Origin of the sequence: Shinella zoogloeoides (assembly GCF_022682305.1) — a bacterium.
GTDB classification, from domain to species: Bacteria; Pseudomonadota; Alphaproteobacteria; order Rhizobiales; family Rhizobiaceae; genus Shinella; species Shinella zoogloeoides_B.
In genome coordinates, this window is sequence record NZ_CP093528.1 from 2,490,249 (window position 1) to 2,513,506 (window position 23,258).

Sequence of the window (23,258 nt, forward strand, 5' to 3'; positions counted from 1 at the left end):
ACGCAAAGGGCGGCCGAGGCCGCCCTTTCATTCGTGCGCCTTGCGGCGGCTTACTTCAGCAGGTCCTTCACCACGCCGGAGGCCTTGGCGAAGTCCATCTGGCCGGGGTGGCGTTCCTTGAGCACGGCCATGACCTTGCCCATGTCGCGCAGGCCCTGTGCGCCGATCTCGGCGATCACGCCGGAAATCAGCTCCCTGACCTTCTCGTCGGAAAGCTGCTCCGGCATGAAGCTCTGGATGACCGTGATTTCCTCGCGTTCCTGGGCGGCGAGTTCCGGGCGGCCGTTCTCGGCGAAGATTTTCGCGGATTCCTCGCGCTGCTTGATCATCTTCGCGAGGATCTGCAGCAGCTCGTCATTTTCCACCGGTCCCTTGCCGGCGCCGCGGTTGGCGATGTCGCGGTCCTTCAGCGTGGCCTGGATCAGGCGCAACGTGGAAACACGGCAGGCGTCTCTTGCCTTGAGTGCATCCTTCAAGGCGTTTGCGATGGTATCGCGCATCATTTTCTCCATGGGAGGCCGGCCTGTGCGGGATGCGCAGCCTGGCCTCCATCGTCGTTCGATTGTGCATGCTCATAGACCGGCGGAGGGTCCGCCGGCAAACGGATTACGCAAGCATTTGATTCCAAACGCTTTATAATTCCGCGCAATCCACAGGCAACGGTTGACCCCGCCCCCTGCTTTGTCTATTTTCCGGCACCTGCACGAAAATTGGCAATCAGGGCGAACCAACGCGGGTTTCCGCGCGCCTTTGCCTGCGACCTTAAATGGTGCCCGGCCCCTCGGCTTTCAAGCCGGCGCCCGGCACCGGAAACGGGATGACTATGACCTCGACCCCCGCATGGACCACTGAAAAGCCGACCGCCCTGCTCGTTCTTGCCGACGGCACGGTCATCGAAGGCAAGGGCATCGGCGCCACCGGCAAGGTGACGGCGGAAGTCTGCTTCAACACGGCGCTGACGGGCTACCAGGAAATCCTGACCGACCCGTCCTATCTCGGCCAGATCGTCACCTTCACCTTCCCGCATATCGGCAATATCGGCGCCAATGACGAGGACATCGAGGACCTGACACCTGCCGCCCGCCACGGCGCAGTCGGCACGATCTTCAAGGCCGACATCACCGACCCCTCGAACTACCGCTCGGCAAAACATCTCGACGGCTGGCTGAAGGCCCGCGGCATCATCGGCCTCTCGGGCATCGACACGCGCGCGCTCACCGCCTGGATCCGCGAGAACGGCGCGCCGAACGCGGTCATCGCCCACGACCCGAACGGCGTCTTCGACATCGAGACGCTGAAGGCCGAAGCCAGGGCCTGGAGCGGCCTCGTCGGCCTCGACCTCGCCAAGGTCGCCTCCTCCGGCCAGTCCTCGCGCTGGAGCGAGAAGCCCTGGGTCTGGAACGAAGGCTATGAAGATCTCGCCGACAGCGACGTGAAGTACCACATCGTCGCGCTCGACTACGGCGTGAAGCGCAACATCCTGCGCCTCTTCACCGGCCTCGGCTGCAAGGTCACCGTCATGCCGGCGACCTCCAGCGCCGAGGACGTGCTGGCGCTGAAGCCGGACGGCATCTTCCTCTCCAACGGCCCGGGCGATCCGGCGGCGACCGGCGAATATGCCGTGCCGGTCATCAAGGCGCTCATCGAGACGGGCATCCCGATCTTCGGCATCTGCCTCGGCCACCAGATGCTCGGCCTTGCCGTCGGCGCGACGACCGAGAAGATGCACCAGGGCCACCACGGCGCGAACCATCCGGTGAAGGACCACACGACCGGCAAGGTCGAGATCGTCTCGATGAACCACGGCTTCGCCGTCGCCTCCTCCACCCTGCCGGACGGCGTCGAGGAAACCCACGTCTCGCTGTTCGACGGCACGAATTGCGGCCTGCGCCTCGTCGGCAAGCCGGTCTTCTCCGTGCAGCATCACCCGGAAGCCTCCCCCGGCCCGCAGGACAGCCACTACCTCTTCCGCCGCTTCATCAATCTGGTGCGCGAGAAGAAGGGCGAGGCAGCCATTCCGGAACGGGCATAAGCGATCTATCCATGCAAACGAAAAGGCCCCGGACACGTGTCCGGGGCCTTTTCGTTTGGCGTTGCCGGTAAATTCATGCCCCGGCTTGCCGCGTCACCAAGCGGTAGAACCGCCAGTTGAGCAGGATGGAAGCGGCGGAGAGACCGGCGAGGAAGCCGAACCACACGCCGATGCCGCCGAAGCCGGCCGGGAAGGCAAGGAACCAGGCGGAGAAGAAGCCGATGGGCCAATAGGAGATCAGCGCCATGACCATCGGGATGCGCGTATCCTTGAGGCCGCGCAGCAGGCCGGCGGCAATCGCCTGCATGCCATCGACAAGCTGGAAGATGCCCGCGACCACCACGAAGGGACCGGCAATCGCCAGGACGGCCGCCGAATCCGCGCCTGCCTTGTCGAGGAAGATCGAGGCGAGCGTCGTGGGAATGGCGGCGAAGAGGATGCCGCCGGTCACCGAAATGCAGGCCGCGACGATCAGCACCGCCCAGGAGGCGCGCACGATGCCGAGACGGTCGCCGCGCCCATGCGCCACGCCGACCCGCACGGTGCCGGCCTGCGCCAGGCCGAGCGGCATCATGAAGGCAATGGAGGCGAGCTGGAGCGCGATACCATGGGCGGCGAGCTGCAGCGTGCCGATATTGCCCATCAGCAGCGAGGCCCCGGAAAAGAGGCTGACCTCGGCGAGCATGGTAAGGCCGATCGGCAGGCCGAGCTGGAGCACCTCGCGGAAGGCCGGCCAGTCGGGCTTCCAGAAGCGCACGAAAAGCTCGTAGCGGCGCATGTCGGCGCGCGTCTGGATATAGAGGGTGATGAGCAGGAAGCTCAGGAGATTGACGCCGAAGGAGACGATGGCCGCGCCGACGATGCCCATGGCCGGAAGACCGAAATGGCCGAGCACCAGCGCATAGGCGAGGACCGCGTTGACGGTGAGCACGATGATCGTGATGTAGAGCACGATCCCGGCCCGGCCATGGGCGCTGACGAGGCCGCGCAGGGTCATGAACAGCAGCGCCGGCCCCATGCCCCATTGCGCGATTTTGAGATAGCTACCGGCAAGCGCCGCCACATCCGGCTTCTGGCCGGCATAAAGCAGGATGCGCTCGGCATTGAAGAAGATCGGCGAGACGAGCGCGGCATAGATCAGCACCACCCACATGCCCATGCGCACGGAGCGGCGCACGGACACGGTGTCGCCGCGGCCATAAGCCTGCGCCACCATGGGCATGACGGCATTGGCGAAGCCCGAGCCAAGAATGAAGAGGGTGAAGAAGAAGGAGCTGGCCAGCACGATGGCCGCCAGATGCGCGGCACCGAGGCGGCCGAGGATCACCACGTCCGTCGTGTGGATGCCGAGCTGGGCGAGCTGCGCGCCGATAAGCGGCACGCCGAGCGCGAAGGTCGCCCGGAAATGCGCGCCCCAGCGATTGTCCTCGCGATGCGATGCCATGTGCATGATACTTCTCACTTTCGCATCGCTTCCGATCACAAGATCGGGTCGCGATCAATCGAATAGCATTGATGCTTTCATCAAAATGCGCGAAATCGGGCCTTATCCGCCGGTTCCGGCCGGAAATTTCGCTAAAATGTCACGGTGAAGGCCCGTCAGGCGCTTTTCGGCGCCATATCGCCGCTCGGGCCCACGCCCGCTCCCTTCAGCTTGACGAGGAAGATCACGAAGCCGACGAGCAGGATCAGCGCCGCGACCGCGAAGGGCGCGCCGGCGAAGGAGACCGGCGCGGACGGCGCGGTGAAACGGCTGAAGACCTGCGTGAAGATCAGCGGGCCGATGATGGTCGTGATCGAGGAAACGCTGGTCAGCGCGCCCTGCAGCTCGCCCTGCGCGGAAGCTGGTACGCGGGCGGAGGCGATGGAGCGCAGCGGCGGATCGGCCAGCGCCTCCAGCGCCGTCAGCACGATCACCACATAGACCATCCAGCCCTGCCATGCGGCGGCATAGCCCGACAGCGCCAGCACCGAGAAGACGAGGCCGAGAAGCGCGGTGCGGTATTCGCCGAGCCTGGGCACGACGCGCGGCAGCACGAAGCCCATGACGACGGCCCCGCCGATCCCGAAGATGCCGAGCGACAGGCCGATCTCGCCCTCGCTCCAGCCATAACGATAGGAGGAGACGAAGGACCAGACGGACGGATAGACGGCATGCGCCAGCCCGTAGCAGAAGAACACGAGGCCGACCCAGAGCACGCCGGGATAATGGCGCATCTGGGCGAGCGCACCGAGCGGATTGGCGCGGGCAAGCTCGAAACGGCGGCGGTTCACGGGCAGAAGGCTCTCGGGCAGCAGGATCCAGGCGCCGAGGAAATTCAGGAAGGCGAGCGCCGCCGCGCCGTAGAAGGGAATGCGCGGGCCGAACTCGCCGAGAATCCCGCCGATCACCGGCCCTATGACGAAGCCCGTGCCGAAGGCGATGCCCATCAGGCCGAAATTCTTCGCCCGCGTCTCATCCGTCGATACATCGGCGATATAGGCGGCCGCCGTGCCGAAGCTTGCGCCGCTGAGGCCGGCCAGCACGCGACCGACGAACAGCATCCAGTAGCTCGTCGCCATGGCGCAGATCAGGTTGTCGATGGCGAAGGTGAGGATACAGGCAAGCAGCACCGGCCGCCGGCCGAAACGATCCGACAGGTTGCCGACGAAGGGCGCGAAGAGGAACTGCATGCCGGCATAGACGAGCAGCAGCCAGCCGCCGTCGATCGCCGCCTGGCTGATATCGTCGCCCGTCAGCTCGCGCAGATAGGCCGGCAGCACCGGCATGATGATGGCGATGCCGATCACGTCGAGGAACATGATCATGAAGACGAGAAACAGCCCCCGCCGGGTGGACGTGGCATCCATGATGGTTCGACCTCGAAAATGAATGGTGCCCGCAAGAGGGCGGAAATGTCAGGCGGCGAGTTCTATTTCACTTTTTCCGCCGAAACAATCCGTGAACATTGCAAAAATTTTGATGGCTTGGATACATTTTCCTGATGAAAAGCAAAAAACCCTTCGGCCGGCGGGCCGAAGGGTTCATTCGGTGGCGCGTGAAACGAGGTTTCAGACGTCGCCCTTGAACGTGTCGCAGGCATCGACGCGGCCGGTATCGAAGCCGCGCTTGAACCAGCGGCGACGCTGGTCGGATGTGCCGTGATTGAAGCTTTCCGGCACGACATAGCCCTGCATGCGCTTCTGCAGCGTGTCGTCGCCGATCTGGGTGGCGGCGTTCAGCGCCTCCTCGAGATCGCCGCTTTCAAGAAGCCCCTTCTGCTGGGTGTACTTGCCCCAGATGCCGGCGTAGCAGTCGGCCTGAAGCTCGACGCGGATCGACATCTGGTTGGCTTCGACCTCGCTCATGCGCTGGCGCTGCTGATTGAAGCGCGGCAGCACGCCGGTGAGGTTCTGCACGTGATGGCCGACCTCGTGCGCGACGACATAGGCCTGGGCGAAGTCGCCGGCTGCGTCGAACTTGTTGGCAAGCTCATCGAAGAAGCTCATGTCGAGATAGACCTTGTGGTCGCCCGGGCAATAGAACGGGCCGGACGCCGCCGAGGCAAAGCCGCAGGCCGACTTCACGGAGCCGGAGAAGAGCACCATCTTCGGCTCCTCGTAGCGCTCGCCGGCGGCCTGGAAGATGCCGTTCCAGGTGTCTTCCGTCTCGGCCAGAACCGTCGACATGAAGGCCTTTGTCTCCTCTTCCTGCGGCGAGGAGCGGCTGCTCGCGCTCTCCGTCTGCTCGAAGCCCGGCAGGCTCCCCTGCCCGCCGCTGCCCATGACCTGCAGGAGGTCGATGCCCATCGCCTTGAAGATGAAGTAGAGGGCGATGAGGAAGATGATCGTGCCGAAGCTCATGCCTCCGCCGCCGGCGCGGCGCCCGCCGCCCATCGGGATGCGGAAACCGCCGCCGCTGCCGCGGCCGAACGGGTTGCCGCCCCCCATCGAAGGCCCGGCTCCGCGCTGGTCCTCGATATTGTCCGACTGGCGACGACCTTTCCATTCCATGGCGCATTTCCCCGCATTGAATTGCCGACGAACGCTCATCGCGTGAATTCGTTCCTCAGCAACGACTTATAGGGCTTGCGGGGGCCGCTTGCAAAACGAAAAGCGACCGGTCAGCGCCGCCGCAGGCGGGCGATCCATCCCGCCTCCCGCACCGCCAGCGCCCCCGCCGCCACGATGAGAGCGCCGACCGCCGCTCCGGCCACGCCGCCAACGAGGCCGGGCGAACCGCCGAAGAGCGCCGCGTGCATGAGACGGCCCGGCAGCAGCGTGAACAGCCCCGCCACGACGATGCCGCCGAAATACATGCCGGCGACCTGAGCGCGGTGCGCACGGATATCGCCGCGACGCGCCGACCGGATCGCCGGTACGCTGCCGAAGATCACATAAAGCGACAGGAGATGGATCGCGCTGAAGCCATGGAACGTGCCGATTCCATGGATGAAGAAGGTGGAGACGCTTGTGGCGACCATCAGGCCGAGCCAGATTTTCCCGAGCAGCCGATGGGCCGGCGTGCCCTTGGGACAGGCAAGGAGAAAGGCGCCGAGCACGGCGGCGGGAAGCACCGTTGCGACATGGAAACGGATGGCAAGGGAAGCGGCGAGAAGCGGTTCGAGGGTCATGGCGGGTCCGGTGCGGTTGAATTCCACCGCGTCTTCCGCCATTGATCGGGCCGCCTCAAACGCTTTGGCCCGAACGGACGGAAAACTTCGTGGAACGCCCCTCGCTGCAATCCGCGCTTCGTGAAATGCAGGCCTTCCTGCGTGCGCCCCGCTTCTGGGCAACCTTCGGCGCGGTCGTGCTGATCTTCTGGGTGACCGGCCCCTACGGCACCGCCGAACGGCTGGCCGCCATCCCGCGCCTCGGCTTCTGGCTCATGCTGCACGCCGCCGCCTGGGGCATCGCCGTCAGCGTCATCGTCCTCGTCAACGCGCTGTTGCGCGGCCGCATCCCGAGCCTTGCCGGCCGCATGGGTATCGGAACCGTCGTGGCCGGCATTCCCGTCGGGTTGGCGACGGAGGCGATCAGCCTTGCAACCTTCGGCGGCGTACCGACGCTTTCCAGCATCACCGAAAGCATCGCGACGGGCCTCCTCCTCTCCGCCCTCTTCTGCGGCCTCACCTACCTCACGATGAGCAGCAGGCAGGCCGAGGCGCTCTCGACAACGCCTATTCCGCAGGAGCGCATGGAGGCGCCGCTGCTGCGTCGCCTCAGGCCGGAGAACCGGGGGCCGATTCTGCACATGACCGTCGCCGACCACTATACCGAGGTGACGACGACGCGCGGGCGGGAACTGATCCTGCTGCGCTTTTCCGATGCCATCGAGGAGATCGGCGGCACGCCGGGCCTTCAGGTGCACCGCTCGCATTTCGTCGCCGATGCGCATGTCGAACGGCTGCTGCGCGCGGACGGCCGGCCCGCCGTCGTGCTCAAGGACGGAAGCGAGGTCCCGGTCAGCCGCAGCCGGACGGAGACGGTACGCACCCGTTGGGGCTGATTTTTTTTGCCGCCCGTGTCGGCTCGCCGTCCCGCCATTCGTCTCTAGGTATATCCGTCAATCGCACATGCCAGGAGAAACCCCATGCGAAAGATCATTGTCGGCGCATTCACCAGCCTCGACGGCGTCATGCAGGCCCCGGGCGGGCCGGACGAGGACCCTATCGGCGGCTTCAGGTTCGGCGGGTGGGCCGCCCCGCTTTTCGATGAGAAGATGGGCGCCTTCATCGGCGAACTGTTCGCAAAACCCTTCGATCTGCTGCTCGGCCGCAAGACCTACGACATCTTCGCCGCCCACTGGCCCTATGTGGAGAAGGACGACCCGATCGGCCCGCTCTTCGACCGCATCGGCAAATATGTCGCCACCCGCAATCCCGCCTTCAAGACCACCTGGCAGAACAGCCATGTGCTTGGTCCGGACACCATCGCCGCCGTGCGCAGGCTGAAAGAGGAGGACGGGCCGGATCTCCTGACGCAGGGTTCCACCGAGTTCCTGAAGGCGCTCTTCGAGCACGACCTCGCCGACGAGGTGCACGTCTCCATCTTCCCGGTCATCCTTGGCAGGGGCAAGCGACTCTTCGGCGACGCTGCCTTCCCGCGCGCCCTGACGCTGATCGATTCGCGCACCAGCGATACCGGCATCGTGATGAACCGTTATGCCCGCGCGGGCGACGTCGCCACCGGCTCCTTCGAATTCGAGACGCCGACGGATGCCGAGCTGGAGCGCCGCCGCAACCTCACCTGAGCCGCATCAGGCCAGCCCCTCCGCCGCCGCCGTTTGCGCCAGCCATGCGGCGAAGGCGGACATGGCCGGGGTGAGGCTGCGCGATTGCAGGCGGGTCAGCCAATAGCTGCCGAGCGCAACGCTCGTGCGGAACGGCTGGACGACCGCCCCGGCGGACAGGAGCCGCGAGAACATCAGCGGCGGCGCAAGGCCGACGCCACCACCCTGGAGCACCACTTCCATCATCGCGAGCGAGGTGTCGAAGACGATGGCGTTCTGCGGCGGCGGCGTGCGCGGCAGGCCGGCGGCCTCGAACCAGCGCGTCCACTCGTCGCGCCGGTAGGAGCGCAGCAGCGTCATGCCGAGCAGATCGGACGGCTCCTTGAGATCGTGGGCGACCGAAGGCGTCGCAAGCACGGAAAGCGGCGCGTCGAAAAGGCGGACGGCATCCGTCCCATGCCACGCGCCCGCACCGAAGCGGATCGCGAAATCGAGTCCCTCGGCGGCAAGGTCCACGCGGTTGTTGTTGGTGGAAAGTCGCACCTCCACAAACGGATGGCGCTCGCGGAAACCGGCAAGCCGCGGCAGCAGCCAGCCGACGGCGAAGGTGCCGACCGCGCCCACCGTCAGTATCTCCCGCACATGCCCGCCGCGAAAGCGCTCCACCGCATCCGCCATGCGGTCGAAGCTGTCGCGCAGCACCGGCAGCAGGCTTTCCCCCTCCGCCGTGATCATCAGACCGCGCGGCAGGCGCTTGAAAAGAACGACGCCCATCTGTTCCTCAAGGCTCTTCACCTGGTGGCTGACCGCCGCCTGCGTGACGTTCAGCTCGATGGCCGCGCGCGTGAAGGAAAGATGACGGGCCGAAGCCTCGAAGGCCCGGAAGGCGTTCAGCGGAAGATATGGCCGAACCATGGCAATGCCCCAATTTTCCTAATGGCTAAGACCAGTATTCGTCTTTTGCCAGATCATCAAGGCATTGCTATCAATGATATACAAACCATTCGAAATTCGAGGAAAACGCGATGAATCCACGTCCCTTCGCGGCCGGCCTGCTGCTGGCCGCCGGCTTTGCCATGCCTGCCGAGGCCCGTATTATTTGTACAATCGTGGCCGACGCGGCAAGCGACGAGATCATCCTGGAACAAGGCGACTGCAAGACGCGCGTCACCCCCGCCTCCACCTTCAAGGTGCCGCTCGCCGTCATGGGCTACGATTCCGGCTTCCTGGAAAATGCCGAGGAGCCGGTCCTGCCCTTCCTGAAGGGCTATCCGGAATGGGGCGGCGACAACTGGCGCCAGCCGACGACGCCGAAGCGCTGGCTCGAATATTCTGTCGTCTGGTATTCCCAGCGCATCACCGAATTCCTCGGCTACGAGCGGCTGCGCGACTATGCCGAAGCCTTCGCCTACGGCAATGCCGACATGACCGGCGACCCCGGCAAGAACAACAGCCTCGAGCGCTCCTGGATAGCCTCCTCGCTGAAAATCTCGCCACGCGAGCAGGTCGCGTTCCTGCGGAAGCTTGTGAACCACGAACTGCCCGCCTCCGCAGAGGCCATGGATTCGGCGATGGGCATCGTCGAGGGACGCGACATCGCCGATGGCTGGCGGGCGCAGGGCAAGACCGGCATGGCCTATCCCCGCAAGGCGGACGGAAAATTCGATTATGCAAGTCCCTGGGGCTGGTATGTCGGCTGGGCGCGCCGCGACGACCGCACCGTCGTCTTTGCCCGGCTGATGCAGGATGAGAAGAAGCAGGAATCGAGCCCCAGCCTGCGCGCACGCGACGGCATCCTTGAGGAATTGCCGGGTATTCTGGCCGGCAACTGATCCTCCTCCCTCCACGCCTGTGTGGCTCCCCGGACCGGCAGCGGAAAGTCCCCGCACTTTTCCTGTCGATTCGGCGATTTTCGGGGTTCCGCTCCCCCCTGCATTTGCCTATAAGCCGCTTCTAGCCTTTGAACGACCATAGATGCGCGCCCGGCCGGTGAACCCATCACCATGGCCGGTTTTATGCGCGCGCGGCCCATGCGTTAAGAACGGATAGAGAGATGCCCAAGCGCCAAGATTTGAAATCGATCCTCATCATCGGCGCGGGGCCGATCGTCATCGGCCAGGCCTGCGAATTCGACTATTCCGGTACCCAGGCCTGCAAGGCGCTGAAGGAGGAAGGCTACCGCGTCATCCTCGTCAACTCCAACCCGGCGACGATCATGACCGATCCGGGCCTCGCCGACGCCACCTATGTCGAGCCGATCACCCCCGAGGTCGTCGCCAAGATCATCGCCAAGGAGCGCCCGGACGCGCTGCTGCCGACCATGGGCGGCCAGACCGCGCTCAACACCGCGCTCTCTCTCAAGCGCATGGGCGTGCTCGACCGCTACAATGTCGAGATGATCGGCGCCAAGCCGGAAGCCATCGACAAGGCCGAGGACCGCGCGCTCTTCCGCGAGGCCATGGCCAAGATCGGCCTCGAAACGCCGAAGTCGATGCTGGCCAACGCCACCGAGATCAAGGACAAGGACCGCAAGATCCACGAGGCCGAGCGCGCAAAGCTGAAGGCCGAGCTTTCGGGCGACGCGCTCGACAAGGCGCTGGACGCGCTGGAGAACCAGTGGAACCTCGGCGAGACCGACCGCAAGCAGCGCTACATGAGCCACGCCATGGCCATCGGCGCGCAGGCGCTCGACGTCATCGGCCTGCCCGCCATCATCCGCCCGTCCTTCACCCTCGGCGGCACCGGCGGCGGCATCGCCTACAACCGCTCGGAATTCTTCGAGATCGTCAATTCCGGCCTCGACGCCTCCCCGACCACGGAAGTCCTCATCGAGGAATCCGTCCTCGGCTGGAAGGAATACGAGATGGAAGTCGTCCGCGACAAGGCGGACAACTGCATCATCATCTGCTCCATCGAGAACATCGACCCGATGGGCGTGCATACGGGCGATAGCATCACCGTCGCCCCGGCCTTGACCCTGACGGACAAGGAATACCAGATCATGCGCAACGCCTCCATCGCGGTGCTGCGCGAGATCGGCGTCGAGACAGGCGGCTCCAACGTGCAGTTCGCCGTCAACCCGGAAAACGGCCGCCTCGTCGTCATCGAGATGAACCCGCGCGTCTCACGCTCTTCAGCGCTGGCGTCCAAGGCCACCGGCTTCCCTATCGCCAAGATCGCAGCGAAGCTCGCCATCGGCTACACGCTCGACGAACTGGAGAACGACATCACCGGCGGCGCGACCCCGGCCTCCTTCGAGCCGTCCATCGATTATGTTGTGACGAAGATTCCGCGCTTCGCCTTCGAGAAGTTCCCGGGCGCCGAGCCGACGCTGACGACGGCCATGAAGTCGGTCGGTGAAGTCATGGCCATCGGCCGCACCTTCGCCGAATCGCTGCAGAAGGCCCTGCGCGGTCTCGAAACGGGCCTGACCGGCCTCGACGAGATCGAAATTCCCGGCCTCGGCGACGGCAACGACAAGAACGCCATCCGCGCCGCCATCTCCACGCCGACGCCGGACCGCCTGCGCATGGTCGCCCAGGCGCTGCGCATGGGCCTCTCGCTCGAAGAAGCCCATGAAGGCTCCAAGATCGACCCGTGGTTCCTCGAACAGTTCAAGGCCATCGTCGACATGGAGGCCCGCATCCGCGAGCACGGCCTGCCGACCGACGCCGAGAACCTGCGCATGCTGAAGGCCATGGGCTTCTCCGACGCCCGCCTCGCCACCCTCTCCGGCAAGCGCCCGAAGGAAGTTGCCGAACTGCGCAACGGCCTGAACGTGCGCCCGGTCTTCAAGCGCATCGACACCTGCGCCGCCGAATTCGCCTCGCCGACCGCCTATATGTACTCGACCTACGAGACGCCCTTTGCCGGCGCGACGCGCTCGGAAGCCGGCATTTCGGATCGCAAGAAGGTCGTCATCCTCGGCGGCGGCCCGAACCGTATCGGCCAGGGCATCGAGTTCGACTATTGCTGCTGCCATGCCGCCTTCGCGCTGAAGGACGCCGGCTACGAAGCCATCATGGTCAACTGCAACCCGGAAACCGTCTCGACCGACTACGACACGTCGGACCGCCTCTATTTCGAGCCGCTGACGGCAGAAGACGTCATCGAGATCCTGAAGGCCGAGCAGACCAACGGCGAAGTCGTCGGCGTCATCGTCCAGTTCGGCGGCCAGACCCCGCTGAAGCTCGCCGAGGCGCTGGAGAAGAACGGCATCCCGATCCTCGGCACCGCGCCCGACATGATCGACCTTGCCGAAGACCGCGACCGCTTCCAGAAGCTCCTGCAGAAGCTGGACCTCGCCCAGCCGAACAACGGCATCGCCTATTCCGTCGAGCAGGCCCGCCTCGTCGCTGGCGAGATCGGCTTCCCGCTGGTCGTGCGCCCATCCTACGTGCTTGGCGGCCGCGCCATGCAGATCATCCATTCGGAAGGCCAGCTCCAGACCTATCTGCTCGACACGGTTCCGGAACTCGTTCCCGAGGACATCAAGCAGCGCTACCCGAACGACAAGACCGGCCAGATCAACACCCTGCTCGGCAAAAACCCGCTGCTCTTCGACAGCTACCTGACCAACGCGACGGAAGTCGACGTCGACGCGCTCTGCGACGGCAAGGACGTCTTCGTCTCCGGCATCATGGAGCATATCGAGGAAGCCGGCATCCATTCGGGCGACTCAGCCTGCTCGCTGCCCGTCCACACGCTCTCCAGCGAGATCGTCGACGAGCTGGAGCGCCAGACCAAGGCGCTCGCAAAGGCGCTGAACGTCGGCGGCCTGATGAACGTGCAGTACGCCATCAAGGATGGCACCATCTACGTGCTGGAAGTCAACCCGCGCGCCTCGCGCACGGTGCCCTTCGTCGCCAAGACCATCGGCGCGCCCATCGCCAAGATCGCCGCCCGCGTCATGGCCGGCGAGGGTCTCGACGCGGCGATTGCCGCCTATGGCGAGAAGCCGGACCCGCGCAACCTCAAGCACATCGCCGTCAAGGAAGCCGTGTTCCCCTTCGCCCGCTTCCCGGGCGTCGATACGCTGCTCGGCCCGGAAATGCGCTCGACCGGCGAGGTCATCGGCCTCGACACGGACTTCGCGCTGGCCTTCGCCAAGTCGCAGCTCGGCGCCGGCGTCGACCTGCCGCGTGAAGGCACGGTCTTCGTTTCCGTGCGTGACGAGGACAAGGACCGTGTGCTGACAGCCGTGCGCCTTCTCACCGAGATCGGCTTCAAGGTCATGGCGACGTCGGGCACCGCCCGCTTCCTCGCCGAGAAGGGCATCGAGGCGATCAAGGTCAACAAGGTGCAGGAAGGCCGCCCGCACGTCGAGGACGCCATCCGCAACCGCCAGGTCAGCCTCGTCATCAACACGACGGACAGCAGCAAGGCCATCTCGGACTCGAAGTCGCTGCGCCGCGCCGCCCTGATGCAGAAGGTGCCCTACTACACCACCATGGCCGGCGCGGAAGCCGCCGCCCAGGCGATCAAGGCCCTCAAGCAGGGCCAGCTCGAAGTACGGCCGCTGCAGTCGTACTTCTGAGAAACCGGACATCGAGGCCGGGCGGTTCATCCGCCCGGCCTTTTCATTCGCGCCATGACACAGCCTCTCGCACACTTGTGGGTGGATGCTGCCCTGCGGCAAAAAAACTGGCTTTCACTCGCCGCAATCTGCTATAAGGGCCGTTCAAACGCTTTCGACGGTTCCGGGGATTCTTCTCCGGAGACCGTTTTCTTTTGCGTTCACGCGGGCGGGAGTTCGGGTGGCGCGGGCTGAAGGACGGGATAAAATGGTTGAAAAGGTACCGATGACTCAGGGCGGTTTCGTCAAGCTGCAGGAAGAGCTGCGCTGGCGTCAGCAGGAAGAGCGCCCGCGTATCATCGAGGCGATTGCCGAGGCGCGCGCCCATGGCGACCTGTCTGAAAACGCCGAGTACCACGCCGCCAAGGAAGCCCAGAGCCACAATGAAGGCCGCATCACGGAGCTTGAAGACTTCGTCGCGCGCGCCGAGGTCATCGACCTTTCCAAGATGTCCGGCTCGAAGATCAAGTTCGGCGCCCGGGTGAAGCTCGTCGACGAGGACACCGAGGAAGAGAAGGTCTACCAGATCGTCGGCGACCAGGAAGCCGACGTGAAGCAGGGCCGCATCTCCATCTCCTCGCCCATCGCCCGCGCCCTCATCGGCAAGGAAGTCGGCGATTCGATCGAGGTGAACGCACCCGGCGGCTCCAAGGCCTACGAAATCCTCGCGGTCACCTGGGGCTGAGGCCCTGCCTGCCGGAGACCGGGCGTGACCGATATCAGGAACGTCGACGTGATCGCGCCGAACTTCAAGCGCCGGCTCTCCGGCGTGACGTCGACGATCGTCCAGCTTGTGCCCGCGCAGGTGAAGCTTGGGCTGCGCATCGCGGTGCTCGGCCCCGGCCTGCCGGACGACGCCGGCCTTCCGAAGATCGGTTTTAGCGCCCTTGCCGGCCTCTGGCGCGCGCCCGAAGGGCGCACGCACCGTGTCTGGCACGCGCGACGCAACAACGAGATGGGCTTCGGCCTTCTCCTGCGCAGCGTGCTGCGCATGCCGCTCAAGCTTGTCTTCACCTCGGCCGCCCAGCGCGAGCACAGCGCCTATACGCGCTTTCTCATCCGCCGCATGGACGCGGTGATCGCCACCAGCGACCGTTCGGCCTCCTTCCTCAAGGTGCCGTTCCGCGTCATCCGCCACGGCGTCGATCTCGACGCGTTCCACCCGCCGCAAGGCCCGGACGACACGATGGAAGCGACGGGCCTGCCCGGCCGCCACCTCATCGGCTGCTTCGGTCGCATCCGCCACCAGAAGGGCACCGACCTTTTCGTGCGTGCGATGATCGAGCTGCTGCCGCACTATCCCGACTGGACCGCCGTCATCTGCGGCCGCGCCACGGCGAGCCACACGGCCTTTGCCGATGGCCTCAAAGCCGAGATCGCTGCCGCCGGCCTTGCCGGGCGCATCGTCTTCATGGGCGAGGTGCCGGACGTGAAAGTCTGGTATCGCCGCCTCGCCCTCTATGTCGCGCCCTCGCGCAACGAGGGCTTCGGGCTGACGCCGCTCGAGGCCATGGCGTCCGGGACGGCGGTCGTCGCCAGCGACGCCGGCGCCTATGCCGAGATGATCACCCCCGGCGAGACGGGCGCGGTGACACCCGCCGGGAACTACGAGGCGCTGCGCGATGCGATCCGCCCCTATCTGGCCGACCCGCAGATGACCGCGCACCATGCCGCCGAGGGGCTTGCATCGGTGCGCAGGACATTCGCGCTGGAGAACGAGGCGAAGGCCGTCAACGCCGTCTATGAAAGCCTGAAATAGAGCTTACAGCTCCACCAGCCCGACCTTCTTGACCTGCCGGATCGTCAGCATGGTGCGCACCGTGTCGACCTGCGCATTGGCGGTCAGCTCCTCGATGACGAAATCCTGGAAGCGGGTGAGGTTTTCCGCCACGCAATGCAAGAGGAAATCGCTGTCGCCGGAGACCATCCAGGCCTGGCGGACCATCGGCCATTCGCCCGTCGCGGCGGCGAAAGCCTTGAGATTCGCTTCCGACTGGTGCTTGAGGCCGACCATGCAGAAGGCGACGAGATCGTAGCCGAGGGCGGGCGCGTTCAGCATCGCCGTGTAGCCCTCGATGATGCCCGCCTCCTCCAGCTTGCGCACGCGGCGCAGGCATGGCGGCGCGGAAATGCCGGCGCGTGCGGCAAGCTCCACATTGGTCATCCGCCCGTCGGCCTGAAGCTCCTTCAGGATACGGATGTCGATGGCGTCGAGTTCGGCACGGAACATGAGCGTTTTTGAAACCTTTCAGGGTGGCGACCGGAAGTGACCCGAATCGCCGCATCAGCGCAACATTGTTACCGCAAGAGGCACAAATATGTCACGCGGGATCGCTTGCCTGTTGGCAAAGCGCGGCGCGCACTTGAAACTGCCCGCACTCCCCTCATAAATGAGGCTGGAACACGACACGCAGGCCCCTGCCCGCAGCGACATCGCGCGGCGCCGGCCGGATTGGGGCAAGGCCCCGGAAGGAACGATCATGTCCACCCGCCACGTCAAGGTGCTGATCATCGGCTCCGGCCCCGCCGGCTACACCGCCGCGATCTATACCGCCCGCGCCATGCTTGAACCCGTGCTGATCGCCGGCATGGAACAGGGTGGCCAGCTCATGATCACCACCGATGTGGAGAACTACCCGGGCTATGCCGATCCGGTACAGGGGCCTTGGATGATGGAGCAGATGCTCAAGCAGGCAGAGCATGTCGGCGCCGAGATCGTCAACGACCTCGTCACCAGTGTCGATCTCGACGTGCGCCCCTTCCGCATCTCCACCGACAGCGGAACGGAATGGACCGCCGACGCGCTGATCATTGCGACGGGCGCGAAGGCCAAGTGGCTCGGCATCGAGACCGAGCAGAAGTTCATGGGCTTCGGCGTTTCGGCCTGCGCCACCTGCGACGGCTTCTTCTATCGCGGCAAGGACGTCATCGTCGTCGGCGGCGGCAACTCGGCCGTCGAGGAGGCGCTTTACCTCTCCAACCTCGCAAAGAGCGTGACCGTCGTGCACCGCCGCGACGGCTTCCGCGCCGAACGCATCCTCCAGGAGCGCCTGTTCGCGAAGGAAAACGTCAAGGTCGTCTGGGACCACGAGGTCGTCGAATATCTGGGCGGCGAGGCCAAGCCGCCGATGCCGGCCGCCGTCAACGGCGTGAAGCTGCGCAACGTGAAGACCGGCGAGACCCGCGACGTCGAGACGGACGGCGTCTTCGTCGCCATCGGCCATGCGCCGGCGGTCGAACTCTTCAAGGGCAAGCTGCGCCAGAAGCCGAACGGCTACCTCTGGACCGCTTCCGATTCCACGGCGACGGACGTGCCGGGCGTGTTTGCCGCCGGCGACGTCACCGACGACATCTACCGCCAGGCGGTCACGGCCGCCGGCATGGGCTGCATGGCGGCCCTTGAAACCGAAAAATACCTTGCAGGTCATATGCCTGTCGCAATTGCGGCCGAGTAGAAGCCGCCAACAAAGGGAGGCGGATTCGTACCGACCTCCCGCGTGGGAACAGTTGAATCAGCGATCGGGCGGGAAGCGTGCGCTCCCCGCCACACAGACATATGGGGGATAGAATGCCGCTCGATTGGGACAAGCTGCGGATTTTTCATGCCGCGGCCGAGGCGGGTTCGTTCACGCATGCGGCGGACAAGCTGCATCTTTCTCAGTCGGCCATCAGCCGCCAGGTGAGCGCGCTGGAGCAGGATGTCGGGATCAAGCTTTTCCACCGCCATGCCCGCGGCCTCATCCTCACCGAGCAGGGCGAAATCCTCTACCGCACCGCCCATGACGTGCTGATGAAGCTCGAAAGCGTGCGCGTTCAGCTCACGGAAAACACCGAGAAGCCGAGCGGCAAGCTGCGCATCACCACCACCGTCGGCCTCGGCCAGGGCTGGCTGACGGACAAGGTGCAGGAATTCCTCGCCCTCTACCCGGACATGCAGGTGCAGCTCATCCTCGACAACGAGGAGCTGGACGTGAACATGCGCCATGCCGATTGCGCCATCCGCCTGCGCGAGCCGCAGCAGTCCGACCTCATCCAGCGCAAGCTATTCACCGTGCACATGCACGTCTATGCCGCGCCGTCCTACATCAACCGTTACGGCGAGCCGCAGTCGATCGACGATTTCGACAACCACAAGATCATCACCTTCGGCGAGCCGGCCCCGAACTACCTGTTGGACGTCAACTGGCTGGAGATCGCCGGCCGCGATTCCGACAATCCGCGCCCCTCGGTGCTGCAGATCAACAGCCTCACCTCGATCAAGCGCGCGGCCCTGCTCGGCATCGGCATCGCGATGCTTCCCGATTACATCGTCGGGCGCGATCCGGGCCTGATCCAGCTCGTCACCAATGCGGATGTACCGTCCTTCGACACCTATTTCTGCTATCCGAGCGAGATGAAGAACTCGGCGAAGCTCAAGGTTTTCAGGGACTTCATCGTCGCGAAAGCACGCAACTGGAACTTCTGAGGGCAGGTCCTGGCAAGACCTGCGCCTCATGCATGGCTGGCATGCACATTGAATCCTTGATGCCTGCACAAAAAACCATCATATCGCCCGTAGCTGATGCACTTTGGTGGCTTTTCCTCCCAGTGCCACCGCGTCGGCTGTTCCCCTCTGGAGGTTTTATTACCTTCAAAACTACAAAGGGCCCAAGTTGATCTTGCGGCCCTCTTTTTTTGCCTTGTGTTGACCAGGACGGAATTTTCAACGCTCCCGGAAAACTTGGCATCCGTTTCTCTTGAAGAAACAACACCTCTCTCCCATATTCAAAATCAGCCGGTGCACCCGCGGACTTTCTCCTCCCAGTGCCGCGCACCGGCTGTTCCCCTCTGGAGGTTATTCAACCTTCAACCTTGCAGGGCCCAGGCTTCGCTTGCGGCCCTCTTTTTTTGCCGGCACCCCTTGCATCGCAAAAGAACGATCACAATATCGGTACAAGACGATATAGCCATCGCCAACACACGATAGACCGATGACACCGCTCGACACCGACGAAATCCTCAAGGCCCTCGCCCATCCCAAGCGGCTGGAGATCCTCGCCTGGCTGAAGGAGCCGCAGGCGCATTTCGCCGGCCAGGAGCATCCGCTGGAATTCGGCGTATGCGCCGGCCAGATCGAAAAGCGCTGCGACCTCTCGCAGTCCACCGTTTCCGCCCATCTCGCCACCCTGCAGCGCGCCGGTCTCGTGTCGACGCGCAAGGTCGGCCAATGGGTGTTCTTCAAGCGCGACGAAGACAGGATCGCGGCCTTCCTGCGCCACATCAACGGCGCCCTCTAGTTTCCTCCCCAGCCAGAAGAAGGACTCTTCCATGACCTCCCTTTTCGACCCCATCACAGTCGGCGACATCCAGCTCAGGAACCGCATCGTCATGGCGCCGCTGACGCGCAACCGCTCCCCGGGCGCTGTGCCGAACACGCTGAACGCCGCCTATTACGAGCAGCGCGCCAGCGCCGGCCTCATCATCACCGAGGGCACGCCGATCACGCAGCAGGGCCAGGGCTATGCGGATGTGCCGGGCCTTTACACGCCCGAAGCGCTCGCCGGCTGGAAGCAGGTGACGGAGGGCGTGCACAGGGCCGGCGGCAAGATCGTCGTGCAGATGTGGCATGTCGGCCGCGTCTCCCATGACAGCCTCCAGCCGAACGGCGGCAAGCCGGTCGCCCCCTCCGCCGTCACCGCCAGGTCCAAGACCTACCTCATCAATGCCGACGGCAGCGGCGGCTTCGCCGAGACATCGGAGCCGCGCGCCCTCGAGCGTAACGAGCTTGCCGGCATCGTGGAAGACTACCGCCGTGCGGCGCGCGCCGCCATCGACGCCGGTTTCGACGGCATCGAGATCCACGCCGCCAACGGCTATCTCATCGACCAGTTCCTGCGCGGCGGCAGCAACAAGCGCACGGACGATTACGGCGGTTCCATCGAGAACCGCGCCCGCTTCCTCTTCGAGGTCGTCGACGCCATCGTGGCGGAGATCGGCGCCGGCCGCACCGCCATCCGCATCTCGCCGGTAACGCCCGCCAACGACGCCTTCGATGCGAACCCGCAGCCGCTCTTCACCCATGTGGTCGAGGGCCTTGCCCGGCACGACCTCGCCTATGTCCACATCATCGAGGGGGCCACGGGCGGCGCGCGCGACCACCAGCAGGGCGACACGCCCTTCGACTATACGGCACTGCGCGCAGCCTATGCAGCCGCCGGCGGCAAGGCGGCCTGGATGGTCAACAACGGCTACAATCGGGAACTCGCCATCGAAGCCGTGGAAGACGGCAAGGCCGATCTCGTCGCTTTCGGCAAGCTTTTCATTTCCAACCCGGACCTCGTGGAGCGGCTGAAGAACGACACGGTGATGAACGCGCCGGACGTCGGCACCTTCTACGGCGGCGGCGCGAAGGGCTACACGGACTACCCGGCCCTCGAAAACGTCGCCTGATTGCCCGGAGCCACACACCGGCGGCAGCGGGGTCAGCCCGGCATGGCGCCTCCGCAAACCGTCACCCCCGGCTTCATTCCAAGCGCCCGCGGTTTTCCTCCGCCGCGGGCGTTTTCTTTTTGCGCGTGTCGGCTACATCTAAGTCATGCACACCTCCGAGGAGCCCGCCCGCATGCTCTCCAGCATCCTGAAGGAACGCTTCCTGTTCATCGGCCTCGGCGCCGCGATCCTTGCCTATGCAACGGAGCACAGCCTGCTGGACATGGGGCGCCTGCCGGTTCTGCTCGCAGCCTTCGCGCTCGTCGTCACGATCATCCTCGTTTCCACCCGCATCGCCCACCATGCGGAAATCCTCGCCTCCAAGGTCGGCGACCCTTACGGCACGATGATCCTGACGCTTTCGGCGGTGCTGGTGGAGGTCGTGATCCTTGCGATCATGATGCAGAGCGAGACGTCGCCGACGCTGGTGCGCGACACGATCTACGCCGCCGTGATGCTCGATATCAACGGCATCCTGGGCCTCGCTGCTTTCCTCGGCGGCATCCGCCACGGCGAGCAGCCCTATAACGACGATTCCGGCAAGACCTATGGCGTGATGATCCTGACGGCCATGGGCATTTCCATGGTCGTGCCGGAATTCGTGCCGCGCGAAAGCTGGCATCTCTATTCCGCCTTCACCATCGGCGCGATGATCACCCTTTACGCCGTGTTCCTGCGCATGCAGGTGGGCGCGCACAGCTATTTCTTCAGCTACGCCTATCCGCGCGCCGAACGGAAGGAAGGCCTGCCGAGCAAGGCCCCGGACGAAAACGAGCCGACCGCATTCTCCATCGCCGTGATCGTCGTCGGCGTGGTGCTGATCGGCGCGCTCGCGGAAGTCATGTCCGTCCTGCTCGGCGCGGGCCTCAAGGGCTCCGGCGCACCGCCGGCACTGATGGCCGTGGTGGTCGCCGCGATCTCCGCCGCGCCGGAAATCCTGACGGCATTGCGCGCCGCGCTCGCCAACCGCATGCAGTCGGTCGTCAACATCGCCATGGGCGCATCGCTCTCGACGGTCATCCTCACGGTGCCCGTCATGGAGGCGATCGCGCTCTATACCGGCCAGCCCTTCGTGATGGCCATGTCGCCGACACAGACCGTGATGGTCGCCATCACACTGATCGCCGCCGCCATAAACCTCAACGACGGCGAGACGAACGCCATCGAGGGGATGACGCACTTCATCCTCTTCGCCACCTTCATCATGCTGACATTGATCGGGCTTTAGCGGCGCATGCCGCCGACATGATACTCACCGGGGCCGTTGCGCATGGAACGGTACTTTTCCGGATTGTTGAAGAAGTAGTCCCAGACCGACATCGTGGCCGGCGCTTCGCTGACCACGATCTTGCCGCGCGGCGTCTCCTCGTTCCGCTCACCGTAATTATCGGCGGCAAGGGCGGATGTCGCGGCAACAAGCGCGAAAAGGGCGGCAAGGGAAAGAGATCTGGCTTTCATGGAACTGCTCCGGTGTTTCCGTATCACCGCATTATATCGGTAACGAAGGCTAAAATTTCACCGGCCGGGAACAAAAAACCCGCCGTTGCCGGCGGGTTTTTCATGCAGGAATGGGCCGCTTACTTGCAGGCGGCGCAGAAGCGCTGGATGCGCTTGCAGGCTTCCTCGAGCTGGGCTTCCGAGGTGGCGTAGGAGATGCGGAAGTTCGGGCCGAGGCCGAAGGCCGAACCGTGCACGACGGCGACGCCCTCGGCTTCCAGCAGTTCCGACACGAAGTCCTCATCCGTCTCGATGACCTTGCCCGACGGGGCGGTCTTGCCGATCAGGCCCTTGCAGGACGGATAGACGTAGAACGCACCTTCCGGCGACGGGCACTCGATGCCCTTGGCCTGGTTGAGCATGGAGACGACGAGGTCACGACGGCCTTCGAAGATCTTCTTGTTTTCCGGGATGAAGTCCTGTGTGCCGTTCAGCGCCTCGACGGCTGCCCACTGGGCGATCGAGCACGCGCCGGACGTCTGCTGGCCCTGGATCATGTCCATGGCCTTGATGAGGTTCAGCGGGCCGGCCGCATAGCCGATACGCCAGCCGGTCATCGCATAGGCCTTGGAAACGCCGTTCATGGTGAGCGTGCGGTCGTAGAGGCCCGGCTCGACCTCGACCGGGGTCGCGAACTTGAAGTCGCCGTAGGTCAGGTGCTCGTACATGTCGTCGGTCAGGACCCAGACATGCGGGTGGCGCATCAACACGTCCGTCAGCGCCTTCAGCTCATCATGGCTGTAGGCCGCGCCCGAGGGATTGGACGGCGAGTTGAAGATGAACCACTTGGTCTTGGGCGTGATCGCCTTTTCCAGGTCTTCCGCCTTCAGCTTGAACTTGTTTTCCTGGGTCGTGGCGACGAAGACCGGCGAACCGCCGCACAGCGACACCATTTCCGGATAGGAGACCCAGTAAGGTGTCGGGATAACGACTTCATCGCCCGGATTCATCGTCGCCATGAAGGCGTTGAAAAGAATCTGCTTTCCGCCCGTGCCGACGATCGTCTGCGCGGCGGTGTAGTCGAGGTTGTTCTCGCGCTTGAACTTCTTGACGATGGCCTCGCGCAGTTCCGGAATACCGGCGACCGGCGTGTACTTCGTCTCGCCGCGGTTGATCGCCTCGATAGCGGCCTGCTTGATATTGTCCGGCGTGTCGAAGTCCGGCTCGCCTGCGCCAAGCCCGATGACATCGCGGCCTTTCGCTTTCAGCTCGCGCGCTTTCTGGGAAACGGCGATGGTGGCGGAAGGCTTCACACGGGAAAGGGCGTCGGCAAGAAAGGCCATGATGGAGATGTCCTCATCGGGTTCAAAGACGGCGTGACGCCATGGACCCGGAGCCCCCGGCTCCATAGCGGTTAGGTCTATGTCGAATGTGGGCCGGTCTTGCAAGCACGGAGGGCGAAAAAAGCGGGAAATCCGGGCTTCGGCTAAAAATTTCATGGACGCCATCAACAATGCGAATGGATTGCGGCCCAC

Annotated in this window: 21 protein-coding genes; 12 read left to right on the top strand and 9 right to left on the bottom strand. The window is 64.5% G+C overall.

All coding sequences use genetic code 11. The features are described from left to right. Positions 1 to 50: 50 nt before the first annotated feature. Positions 51 to 500 carry a GatB/YqeY domain-containing protein gene (locus tag MOE34_RS12450; RefSeq protein ID WP_242223979.1) on the bottom strand — a complete coding sequence of 150 codons (450 nt, stop codon included), beginning with the start codon at positions 498 to 500 and terminating at the stop codon, positions 51 to 53. A 323-nt stretch (positions 501 to 823) separates the two neighbouring features. On the opposite strand from MOE34_RS12450, the gene carA reads away from it, so the two are divergent. Next, positions 824 to 2,032, top strand: a complete 1,209-nt coding sequence (carA, locus tag MOE34_RS12455; RefSeq protein ID WP_242223981.1) for a glutamine-hydrolyzing carbamoyl-phosphate synthase small subunit — start codon at positions 824 to 826, stop codon at positions 2,030 to 2,032. Positions 2,033 to 2,105: 73 nt separating this feature from the next. On the opposite strand, the gene MOE34_RS12460 is transcribed toward carA, so the two are convergent. From MOE34_RS12460 to MOE34_RS12475, 4 genes are all read right to left on the bottom strand, one after another. Further along, positions 2,106 to 3,482 (bottom strand): MATE family efflux transporter, encoded by a 1,377-nt coding sequence (locus tag MOE34_RS12460; protein WP_242217317.1) that lies wholly within the window; start codon positions 3,480 to 3,482, stop codon positions 2,106 to 2,108. A gap of 149 nt (positions 3,483 to 3,631) precedes the next feature. Then, positions 3,632 to 4,882, bottom strand: coding sequence for a TCR/Tet family MFS transporter (locus tag MOE34_RS12465; protein ID WP_242217319.1), 1,251 nt, complete (start codon positions 4,880 to 4,882; stop codon positions 3,632 to 3,634). A 201-nt stretch (positions 4,883 to 5,083) separates the two neighbouring features. Then, the gene (ypfJ, locus tag MOE34_RS12470) at positions 5,084 to 6,025 is read right to left on the bottom strand and encodes a KPN_02809 family neutral zinc metallopeptidase (RefSeq protein WP_242217322.1); all 942 of its coding nucleotides are present in this window, start codon (positions 6,023 to 6,025) and stop codon (positions 5,084 to 5,086) included. 110 nt (positions 6,026 to 6,135) lie between these two features. Continuing rightward, entirely contained in the window at positions 6,136 to 6,645 is a 510-nt protein-coding gene (locus MOE34_RS12475) for a DUF2306 domain-containing protein (RefSeq protein ID WP_347342737.1), read from the bottom strand. Between the two features lie 89 nt (positions 6,646 to 6,734). On the opposite strand from MOE34_RS12475, the gene MOE34_RS12480 reads away from it, so the two are divergent. Together MOE34_RS12480 and MOE34_RS12485 are read left to right on the top strand one after the other, a co-directional pair. After that, positions 6,735 to 7,520: a LytTR family DNA-binding domain-containing protein gene (locus MOE34_RS12480; RefSeq protein WP_242217326.1), complete on the top strand. Its 786-nt coding sequence runs from the start codon at positions 6,735 to 6,737 to the stop codon at positions 7,518 to 7,520. A gap of 84 nt (positions 7,521 to 7,604) precedes the next feature. Further along, a complete protein-coding gene (locus tag MOE34_RS12485; protein WP_242217328.1) occupies positions 7,605 to 8,264 on the top strand; it encodes a dihydrofolate reductase family protein in 660 nt (219 codons plus the stop codon). A 6-nt stretch (positions 8,265 to 8,270) separates the two neighbouring features. Here the strand turns inward: MOE34_RS12485 and MOE34_RS12490 are convergent, their stop codons facing one another. Next, on the bottom strand, positions 8,271 to 9,158 hold the full coding sequence (locus MOE34_RS12490) for a LysR family transcriptional regulator (RefSeq protein WP_242217330.1): 888 nt from the start codon (positions 9,156 to 9,158) through the stop codon (positions 8,271 to 8,273). A gap of 110 nt (positions 9,159 to 9,268) precedes the next feature. Between MOE34_RS12490 and blaOXA the strand changes: the two genes are divergently transcribed. From blaOXA to MOE34_RS12510, 4 genes are all read left to right on the top strand, one after another. Then, entirely contained in the window at positions 9,269 to 10,075 is an 807-nt protein-coding gene (gene blaOXA / locus MOE34_RS12495; RefSeq protein ID WP_242217332.1) for a class D beta-lactamase, read from the top strand. Between the two features lie 221 nt (positions 10,076 to 10,296). Then, positions 10,297 to 13,779: a carbamoyl-phosphate synthase large subunit gene (carB, locus tag MOE34_RS12500; RefSeq protein WP_242217334.1), complete on the top strand. Its 3,483-nt coding sequence runs from the start codon at positions 10,297 to 10,299 to the stop codon at positions 13,777 to 13,779. A gap of 247 nt (positions 13,780 to 14,026) precedes the next feature. Then, positions 14,027 to 14,503 (top strand): transcription elongation factor GreA, encoded by a 477-nt coding sequence (gene greA, locus MOE34_RS12505; protein WP_242217336.1) that lies wholly within the window; start codon positions 14,027 to 14,029, stop codon positions 14,501 to 14,503. Between the two features lie 24 nt (positions 14,504 to 14,527). Beyond that, the gene (locus MOE34_RS12510; protein ID WP_242217338.1) at positions 14,528 to 15,577 is read left to right on the top strand and encodes a glycosyltransferase family 4 protein; all 1,050 of its coding nucleotides are present in this window, start codon (positions 14,528 to 14,530) and stop codon (positions 15,575 to 15,577) included. A gap of 3 nt (positions 15,578 to 15,580) precedes the next feature. Here the strand turns inward: MOE34_RS12510 and MOE34_RS12515 are convergent, their stop codons facing one another. Continuing rightward, positions 15,581 to 16,048 carry an Lrp/AsnC family transcriptional regulator gene (locus MOE34_RS12515; protein WP_023516337.1) on the bottom strand — a complete coding sequence of 156 codons (468 nt, stop codon included), beginning with the start codon at positions 16,046 to 16,048 and terminating at the stop codon, positions 15,581 to 15,583. A gap of 250 nt (positions 16,049 to 16,298) precedes the next feature. On the opposite strand from MOE34_RS12515, the gene trxB reads away from it, so the two are divergent. The 5 genes from trxB to MOE34_RS12540 all read left to right on the top strand — a co-directional run bounded on the left by trxB (position 16,299) and on the right by MOE34_RS12540 (position 21,514). After that, on the top strand, positions 16,299 to 17,273 hold the full coding sequence (gene trxB / locus MOE34_RS12520; protein ID WP_242217340.1) for a thioredoxin-disulfide reductase: 975 nt from the start codon (positions 16,299 to 16,301) through the stop codon (positions 17,271 to 17,273). Positions 17,274 to 17,386: 113 nt separating this feature from the next. After that, positions 17,387 to 18,283: a LysR family transcriptional regulator VtlR gene (locus MOE34_RS12525; RefSeq protein ID WP_160786903.1), complete on the top strand. Its 897-nt coding sequence runs from the start codon at positions 17,387 to 17,389 to the stop codon at positions 18,281 to 18,283. Between the two features lie 505 nt (positions 18,284 to 18,788). Next, positions 18,789 to 19,094, top strand: coding sequence for an ArsR/SmtB family transcription factor (locus MOE34_RS12530; protein ID WP_242217342.1), 306 nt, complete (start codon positions 18,789 to 18,791; stop codon positions 19,092 to 19,094). A gap of 31 nt (positions 19,095 to 19,125) precedes the next feature. Beyond that, positions 19,126 to 20,247 (top strand): alkene reductase, encoded by a 1,122-nt coding sequence (locus tag MOE34_RS12535; protein ID WP_242217344.1) that lies wholly within the window; start codon positions 19,126 to 19,128, stop codon positions 20,245 to 20,247. Between the two features lie 172 nt (positions 20,248 to 20,419). Next, the gene (locus MOE34_RS12540) at positions 20,420 to 21,514 is read left to right on the top strand and encodes a calcium:proton antiporter (protein ID WP_242217346.1); all 1,095 of its coding nucleotides are present in this window, start codon (positions 20,420 to 20,422) and stop codon (positions 21,512 to 21,514) included. Here MOE34_RS12540 and MOE34_RS12545 read toward each other — a convergent pair. Beyond that, the gene (locus MOE34_RS12545; protein ID WP_242217348.1) at positions 21,511 to 21,744 is read right to left on the bottom strand and encodes a hypothetical protein; all 234 of its coding nucleotides are present in this window, start codon (positions 21,742 to 21,744) and stop codon (positions 21,511 to 21,513) included. The two genes, MOE34_RS12540 and MOE34_RS12545, sit on opposite strands and share 4 nt — an antisense overlap. Positions 21,745 to 21,863: 119 nt before the next feature. Next, the gene (locus MOE34_RS12550) at positions 21,864 to 23,066 is read right to left on the bottom strand and encodes a pyridoxal phosphate-dependent aminotransferase (RefSeq protein ID WP_242217349.1); all 1,203 of its coding nucleotides are present in this window, start codon (positions 23,064 to 23,066) and stop codon (positions 21,864 to 21,866) included. Between the last annotated feature and the right edge of the window lie 192 nt (positions 23,067 to 23,258).

What these genes read in the sequence shown, in the direction of transcription:
- MOE34_RS12450 (WP_242223979.1), bottom strand. Translation starts at nt 500, where the DNA reads ATGCGCGATACCATCGCAAACGCCTTGAAGGATGCACTCAAGGCAAGA.
- carA (WP_242223981.1), top strand. Translation starts at nt 824, where the DNA reads ATGACCTCGACCCCCGCATGGACCACTGAAAAGCCGACCGCCCTGCTC.
- MOE34_RS12460 (WP_242217317.1), bottom strand. Translation starts at nt 3,482, where the DNA reads ATGCACATGGCATCGCATCGCGAGGACAATCGCTGGGGCGCGCATTTC.
- MOE34_RS12465 (WP_242217319.1), bottom strand. Translation starts at nt 4,882, where the DNA reads ATGGATGCCACGTCCACCCGGCGGGGGCTGTTTCTCGTCTTCATGATC.
- ypfJ (WP_242217322.1), bottom strand. Translation starts at nt 6,025, where the DNA reads ATGGAATGGAAAGGTCGTCGCCAGTCGGACAATATCGAGGACCAGCGC.
- MOE34_RS12475 (WP_347342737.1), bottom strand. Translation starts at nt 6,645, where the DNA reads ATGACCCTCGAACCGCTTCTCGCCGCTTCCCTTGCCATCCGTTTCCAT.
- MOE34_RS12485 (WP_242217328.1), top strand. Translation starts at nt 7,605, where the DNA reads ATGCGAAAGATCATTGTCGGCGCATTCACCAGCCTCGACGGCGTCATG.
- MOE34_RS12490 (WP_242217330.1), bottom strand. Translation starts at nt 9,158, where the DNA reads ATGGTTCGGCCATATCTTCCGCTGAACGCCTTCCGGGCCTTCGAGGCT.
- blaOXA (WP_242217332.1), top strand. Translation starts at nt 9,269, where the DNA reads ATGAATCCACGTCCCTTCGCGGCCGGCCTGCTGCTGGCCGCCGGCTTT.
- carB (WP_242217334.1), top strand. Translation starts at nt 10,297, where the DNA reads ATGCCCAAGCGCCAAGATTTGAAATCGATCCTCATCATCGGCGCGGGG.
- greA (WP_242217336.1), top strand. Translation starts at nt 14,027, where the DNA reads ATGGTTGAAAAGGTACCGATGACTCAGGGCGGTTTCGTCAAGCTGCAG.
- MOE34_RS12515 (WP_023516337.1), bottom strand. Translation starts at nt 16,048, where the DNA reads ATGTTCCGTGCCGAACTCGACGCCATCGACATCCGTATCCTGAAGGAG.
- trxB (WP_242217340.1), top strand. Translation starts at nt 16,299, where the DNA reads ATGTCCACCCGCCACGTCAAGGTGCTGATCATCGGCTCCGGCCCCGCC.
- MOE34_RS12525 (WP_160786903.1), top strand. Translation starts at nt 17,387, where the DNA reads ATGCCGCTCGATTGGGACAAGCTGCGGATTTTTCATGCCGCGGCCGAG.
- MOE34_RS12530 (WP_242217342.1), top strand. Translation starts at nt 18,789, where the DNA reads ATGACACCGCTCGACACCGACGAAATCCTCAAGGCCCTCGCCCATCCC.
- MOE34_RS12535 (WP_242217344.1), top strand. Translation starts at nt 19,126, where the DNA reads ATGACCTCCCTTTTCGACCCCATCACAGTCGGCGACATCCAGCTCAGG.
- MOE34_RS12540 (WP_242217346.1), top strand. Translation starts at nt 20,420, where the DNA reads ATGCTCTCCAGCATCCTGAAGGAACGCTTCCTGTTCATCGGCCTCGGC.
- MOE34_RS12545 (WP_242217348.1), bottom strand. Translation starts at nt 21,744, where the DNA reads ATGAAAGCCAGATCTCTTTCCCTTGCCGCCCTTTTCGCGCTTGTTGCC.
- MOE34_RS12550 (WP_242217349.1), bottom strand. Translation starts at nt 23,066, where the DNA reads ATGGCCTTTCTTGCCGACGCCCTTTCCCGTGTGAAGCCTTCCGCCACC.